4 protein-coding genes and 1 tRNA gene are annotated in these 5,981 nt (G+C 47.5%); 4 read left to right on the top strand and 1 reads right to left on the bottom strand.

All coding sequences use genetic code 11. The features are described from left to right. The first annotated feature begins 288 nt into the window (after positions 1–288). From Q0620_RS09670 to Q0620_RS09655, 4 genes are all read left to right on the top strand, one after another. Positions 289–3,243 (top strand): acyl-CoA dehydratase activase, encoded by a 2,955-nt coding sequence (locus Q0620_RS09670; RefSeq protein ID WP_298784822.1) that lies wholly within the window; start codon positions 289–291, stop codon positions 3,241–3,243. After that, complete coding sequence (locus Q0620_RS09665) at positions 3,243–4,460, top strand: 2-hydroxyacyl-CoA dehydratase (protein ID WP_295098664.1); 1,218 nt, start codon at positions 3,243–3,245, stop codon at positions 4,458–4,460. The genes Q0620_RS09670 and Q0620_RS09665 overlap by 1 nt, the downstream gene beginning before the upstream one ends. Further along, positions 4,438–4,608 (top strand): hypothetical protein, encoded by a 171-nt coding sequence (locus Q0620_RS09660; protein WP_297963833.1) that lies wholly within the window; start codon positions 4,438–4,440, stop codon positions 4,606–4,608. Before Q0620_RS09665 ends, Q0620_RS09660 begins: the two co-directional genes overlap by 23 nt. Positions 4,609–4,834: 226 nt before the next feature. Next, the gene (locus tag Q0620_RS09655) at positions 4,835–5,464 is read left to right on the top strand and encodes a hypothetical protein (protein WP_298784819.1); all 630 of its coding nucleotides are present in this window, start codon (positions 4,835–4,837) and stop codon (positions 5,462–5,464) included. Positions 5,465–5,515: 51 nt separating this feature from the next. Here Q0620_RS09655 and Q0620_RS09650 read toward each other — a convergent pair. Further along, positions 5,516–5,606, bottom strand: a tRNA-Ser gene (locus Q0620_RS09650). Positions 5,607–5,981 lie beyond the last annotated feature (375 nt).

Raw genomic sequence — 5,981 nt, 5'->3', positions numbered from 1 at the left:
AAATTTACGCTTCTTAATTCAAAAGAAAGTTCTTTTTATAATGCGCGAGATTTTAAAAAATTTCGCGCAAAATCTACTCGCATTAAATCTAAAATTTTACAACTTTTCCATTAAAATTTTTAATTTTAAACCGCCTAAAAATCTTCTTTTCCGATAGAAAAAGATAAAATATATCCTGATTTTATTTGCGTTTAAAAATATTACTATAAAATGCAAATTTTAATTTAGAAAGCTCGCGCTAAATTCGAGGATTCGGCCGAGCAAAATTTATTCAGTAAAGAGCGAGATGTGATTTTTTTAGGCATTGACGTAGGATCAACCACTGTTAAAACGGTAGTTTTAAACGAAAAATATGAAATTTTAAGCAAGAGCTACGAGCGGCATTTGGCAAAGCCCAAAGAGCTGGTGTTAGATAAAATTTTGCAAATCCAAAAAACCTACGCGGGCGACCAATTCAGCGTCGCCATAGCGGGTTCGGCGGGCATGGGTATCGCCAAAAATTGTAAAATTCCGTTCGTCCAGGAGGTTTTTGCTACCTCGCTCGGCGTCAAACGGATGTTTCCGAAGACCGACGTCGTCATCGAGCTGGGCGGCGAGGATGCTAAAATTTTATTTCTCACGGGCGGACTTGAGGAGCGGATGAACGGCTCGTGCGCGGGCGGCACCGGCGCATTTATTGATCAGATGACCAACCTTTTGCATCTGGATATCACGGAGCTCGATTGCCTAAGTTTTGCGGCAAATAAAATTTACCCGATCGCCTCACGCTGCGGCGTGTTCGCCAAAAGTGATATCCAGCCGCTACTAAATCAGGGCGTTAGAAAAGAGGATATTTGCGCTAGTATCTACGCTGCGGTCGTCGAGCAGACGATTTCTGGGCTCGCACAGGGTCGCGAAGTTAAGGGCAATATTCTATTCTTGGGCGGCCCGTTGTTTTTCCTAAAAGGCCTTCAGGCGCGCTTTAAAGAGGTGCTAAAGCTCACCGACGAAACTGCGACCTTTCCCGACATTGCGCCTTATTTTGTGGCTTACGGCAGCGCGCTGTACGCAAAAGATACGGGCGAGACGTTAAATTTGGAAGAGACGATCGCGCTTTTAAAAAAGGAGCCCGACAGAACCGCGCTAGAAGCCGAGCCGCCGCTTTTCAAAGACAGAGCGGAATTTGACGAGTTCACCGCTCGCCACGCCCGCGCAAGCGTGCCTAAGGTGGATATCCACACCTACAGCGGAGATGCGTATTTGGGCGTGGATTGCGGCAGTACTACGATCAAAGTCGTGTTGATGGGCGCAAACTATGAGCTATTGTACAAATTTTACTCCTCCAATAAAGGCGATCCGGTCGATATCCTGCTGCCGCGTCTTAAGGAGCTATACGATCTTTGTGAGGGTCGCATCAAAATCAAGGGCAGCGGCGTTACCGGATATGGCGAGGATCTCATTAAAACCGCCTTTCGCTTCGATTACGGTATCGTCGAGACGATCGCGCATTATAGCGCCGCGCGCCACTTCAATCCAAAGGTCGATTTCATCATCGACATCGGCGGGCAGGACATCAAGTGTTTCTCTATTAAAGATGGCAATATTGATTCTATCGTGCTAAATGAAGCGTGTAGCTCGGGCTGTGGTTCGTTTTTGCAAACCTTTTCAAATTCTTTGGGCTACGACATTAAAGATTTTGCAAACCTAGCCCTTTTTGCGACTCATCCAGCTAAGCTTGGTAGCCGCTGCACGGTCTTTATGAACTCTTCGGTTAAGCAAGCTCAAAAAGACGGCGCTACGATCGAGGATATCAGCGCTGGACTTGCTATTAGCGTCATAAAAAACGCGATTTACAAGGTTATTCGCGTGCGAAACGCCGACGATTTGGGTCAAAACATCGTAGTGCAGGGCGGTACTTTTTTAAATAACGCCGTGCTGCGCGCTTTTGAAAAAGAGCTCGGTAAAAATGTGATTCGCCTTGATATAAGCGAGCTTATGGGTGCATACGGCGCGGCGCTTTTTGCCAAAAATAACGCAAACGAGCGTACCGATATGATCAGTCGTGCAGAGCTTGAAAATTTCACTCATCGCAGCGAATTTAGCGTCTGCAAGCTCTGTACGAACAAATGCCCGCTTACGATCAGCTACTTCGGCGATACTAAATTCGTCTCGGGAAATAAGTGCGAACGCGGCGCGGGCAAGGAGATCCGCCACGACATCACGAATTTATTTGAGTTTAAAAACGAGCTTTTGCGAAAATATCGCAAGCCACCGAAACAGGATGCGCCGCGGGTCGGAATTCCGTTTGTTTTGAATATGTTCGAGATGATCCCGTTTTGGAGCGCATTTTTTGAAAATTTAGGCATGAGCCTCGTGCTGTCGCAAAAGCCGCGAAAAGAGACGCTGTTTTTAGCAAGCCAAAGTATACCGAGCGATACCGTCTGCTACCCGGCTAAAAGCGTGCACGGCCACATCTACGATCTGCTAAATAAGAGCGTCGATTTTATCTTTTATCCGTGTATGAGCTACAGCCTGGATGAAAATATCAGCGAGAACTGCTACAACTGCCCCGTAGTCGCATACTATCCCGAGCTGATACGCGCGAACGTAGGCGCGCTGGAGGAGAAAAAATTCCTCTACCCGCACGTGGATCTTAACATGCAAGATTCGTTTTGCAAAACGATGCAGGCTGAGCTTGCGGACGCCGGGTATAAATTTCATTCCGACGCCGTGAAAAACGCCGTCTTGCAAGGCCTTAAGGAGCTGCAAAACTATAAAAATACCGTTTTAATAAAAGGCGAGGAGACCCTAAAGGAGATCAATGCAAGCGGCATGCCTGCCATCGTGCTAGCGGGTCGTCCGTATCATATCGACAAGACGATCAACCACGGCATCGATCGCTATCTAAATTCCTTGGGCTTTATAGTGCTTAGCGAGGACGCGCTGCCGCTTAGCAGGGTGCAGACGAAAAGCCTTAATCAATGGACCTACCACGCCAGGCTTTATAGCGCGGCGCGGTTCGTCTGTAAATACCCGCGCATGCAGCTGGTGCAGCTAGTGAGCTTCGGCTGCGGGATCGATGCGATCACGGGCGACGAGGTGCGCGACATACTGCGCCAAAACGGTAAAATTTACACTCAACTTAAAATCGACGAGGTTACGAACCTAGGCGCCGTTAAAATTCGTCTGCGTAGCCTAAAAGCGACCATGATAGAGCGCGAGAGGCAAGGCGCGCAACAAGAAGCAAGAAAGGATGCGCGCTAATGTTTGCTAAATTTACGAAAGATATGAAAGCGACCCACACGATATTGATCCCCACAATGATCGATCCGCATTTTCGCTTTATGCAAGGCGTGCTGCGCGACGAGGGCTATAAGAGCGTCTTACTCGGCGAAAATCGTCAAAATATCGTCGAGGAGGGGCTTCGCAGCGTGCATAACGACATGTGCTACCCCGCGCTGCTCGTCATCGGGCAGTTTATCGACGCGCTAAAAAGCGGCGAGTTCGATACGCACAAAGTAGCGCTTCTCATCAGCCAAACGGGCGGCGGCTGCAGAGCGAGCAACTACATAAATTTGCTTCGTAAAGCGCTTGAGGACAGCGGCTTTAGCTACGTCCCCGCGATCTCGTTAAATTTTGGATCGCTAGATGAGAATGAATTTAGCCTCGGCAAAAAATCGCTTCTAAAGCTTTTCGCCGCGATATTTTACGGCGATTTGATGATGGGGCTGTATAATCAGTGCAAGCCCTACGAAAAGATCAAAAACCAAACGAATGAAATTTACGAACTCTGCGCCGAGCGGATCAAAAATTTGACCGATCAAAGATCGTTTTTCAATCTTAAGAAAAATTTCAAATTTATCCTCTCGCAGTTCGCTAAAATCGAGCGTGACGATAAGCCGCGAGTAAAAGTGGGCATCGTGGGCGAAATTTATCTCAAATACTCGCCCATCGGCAACAACGGCCTAAACGCCTACCTCATTCGCGAAAACGCCGAGCCCGTAAATACGGGGCTGATGGACTTCGTGCTTACCTGCATCTATGATGCGGTCTACGACAAGCAGCTCTACGGCAAGGGCGGCGCGGCGTATTACGGCTCGCTTGCGGTCGCTAAGGTAGTGGAATTTTTCCAGCGCATGATGATTAAGCAGATGAAGCGCTTCGGATTTCGCGCGCCGAGCCCATTTAGCGAGGTTCGCGCCGCCGCCGACGGCTACATCGGTCACGGCGTGAAGATGGGCGAGGGCTGGCTGCTGACGGCGGAGATGGTCGAGTTTATGCGCCACGGTATACAAAACGTCGTGTGCGCGCAGCCCTTCGGCTGCCTGCCAAACCACATCATCGCGCGCGGAATGATCCGAAAGATCAAGCAGAACTACCCGCAAGCAAACATCGCCGCGATCGACTACGACCCGGGCGCAAGCGCAGTAAATCAGGAAAACCGCATAAAGCTGATGCTTGCTAACGCAAATCGAAAGTAGCGCGCCGCATATCAAAAAGGGCTTTGGAATTTTAAATTCTAAAGCCTGTCGTAAAATTTTAAAATTTAAAAGCAAGCTCGCGATGACGGTTAAATTTTTGACGCACAAATGGCTCGCTTCCTTTCGCGAAATTTCCTCGAGATTTTAAAATTTTAAATCTCAATAGCGCTCTTGTGCTTCTTTTACCTCTTCCGCGCATTCCGGCTTCAGTTCTTGTGAAATCTCATCGGAATTTCATAAAAGTCCGCGCGAAATTCTACGCGTCGCCGCCATGGAATTCCGCCGCAGAATTCTATTCTACCGCACCGTAAAATTCCACTCTCGTTAAGGCAAAATTTAATACAATCCGTCTTTAAATTTTACAAAGGAAGTTTATGAAATTTTGGATTTGCGGCGCGGTTTTGGCACTATGCTGTGGAGTTTTTAGCGGATGTGCGAGTAAGAATTTGCCGGGTTACATGCAGGGGCGCGAGCATATCGTCGCGATGAGCGCGGCGTCCGGCGGTCAGCTGCGAATGAGTGGCGAGATTTACGATTATGTATTTGATGCAAATCTTAGTGCCGTGCGCGCTAAGGTCGCGAGTCTAGCGTCGCTAAATAAAAATGCGATAAGGCGCAACGTAAGCATGCTAACGATCGACAGATACAACGAGGGCAGCGATGCCGCGTATATCCAGCACGAAATCGAGCTCGTAAAATACGATCTGCCGCTATCCGTGCAGGCTAAGCTGATGGACGACCCAGAGCAGCTGGAGCCCGCGTATAGTTCTACGTTTCGTTACTCTTATCTGATCGAAGGCAAATATTTTAAGCGCTTAAAAGATCACGACGAGCTGCGCAGATCGCACCGCCTAAGCGTGCCGATCGAGTATCCCGCGCGTATAGCGGTTGATAGCGGGATCAAAAGCGAGCGCGATGCCAAAATGGATACCGACATACAAGGACTCATCGTAATGCCGCTAATGATGCCAGTGCTGCTGTTAGGCAGTATCCTAGGCGGCTGAAATCAGCTGAATCACGGAAGTGAAATTTAATTGATTTAAATTCTAAGGTAGTGGCGGACAGAGAGGGATTTGAACCCTCGAGCCCCGGTTAGAAGCTGCACCCTTAGCAGGGGTGTGGTTTCGGCCACTCACCCATCTGTCCACAAAAAGAAATCGCATTATACATAACTAATCTAATAATGGGCTTAAATTAGCTCAGCTCGCAGAATTTATCACCACTCAGATATTTTGAGCTAGCGGCACAAAGAGATATAACGAGTCAAAAGGCGCTATGAAAAGAATTCATATTTATCATAGTAAAATTTTAAGTATAAATTCGCTTGCCTTGCAAATTCTAAAATTTTTGAAGCTTAATTCCAAAGTTTACTATAACTTTACGTTAAAATCCTCTTTAAATTTATGGTGGTCCAGTAAAATCTGGCGCAGATTCTGCACATAAATTCCGATCCTTAAATTTTCTACCTTCGTCATCGCACGAAATTTAAGCTAAGATTAATGGGGGGGGGTATAATCTTCA

The organism is uncultured Campylobacter sp., assembly GCF_938017615.1.
Taxonomy (GTDB): Bacteria; Campylobacterota; Campylobacteria; order Campylobacterales; family Campylobacteraceae; genus Campylobacter_B.
The sequence above is the reverse complement of the archived record's forward strand: the minus strand, read 5'-3'. Positions and strand labels throughout refer to the sequence as shown.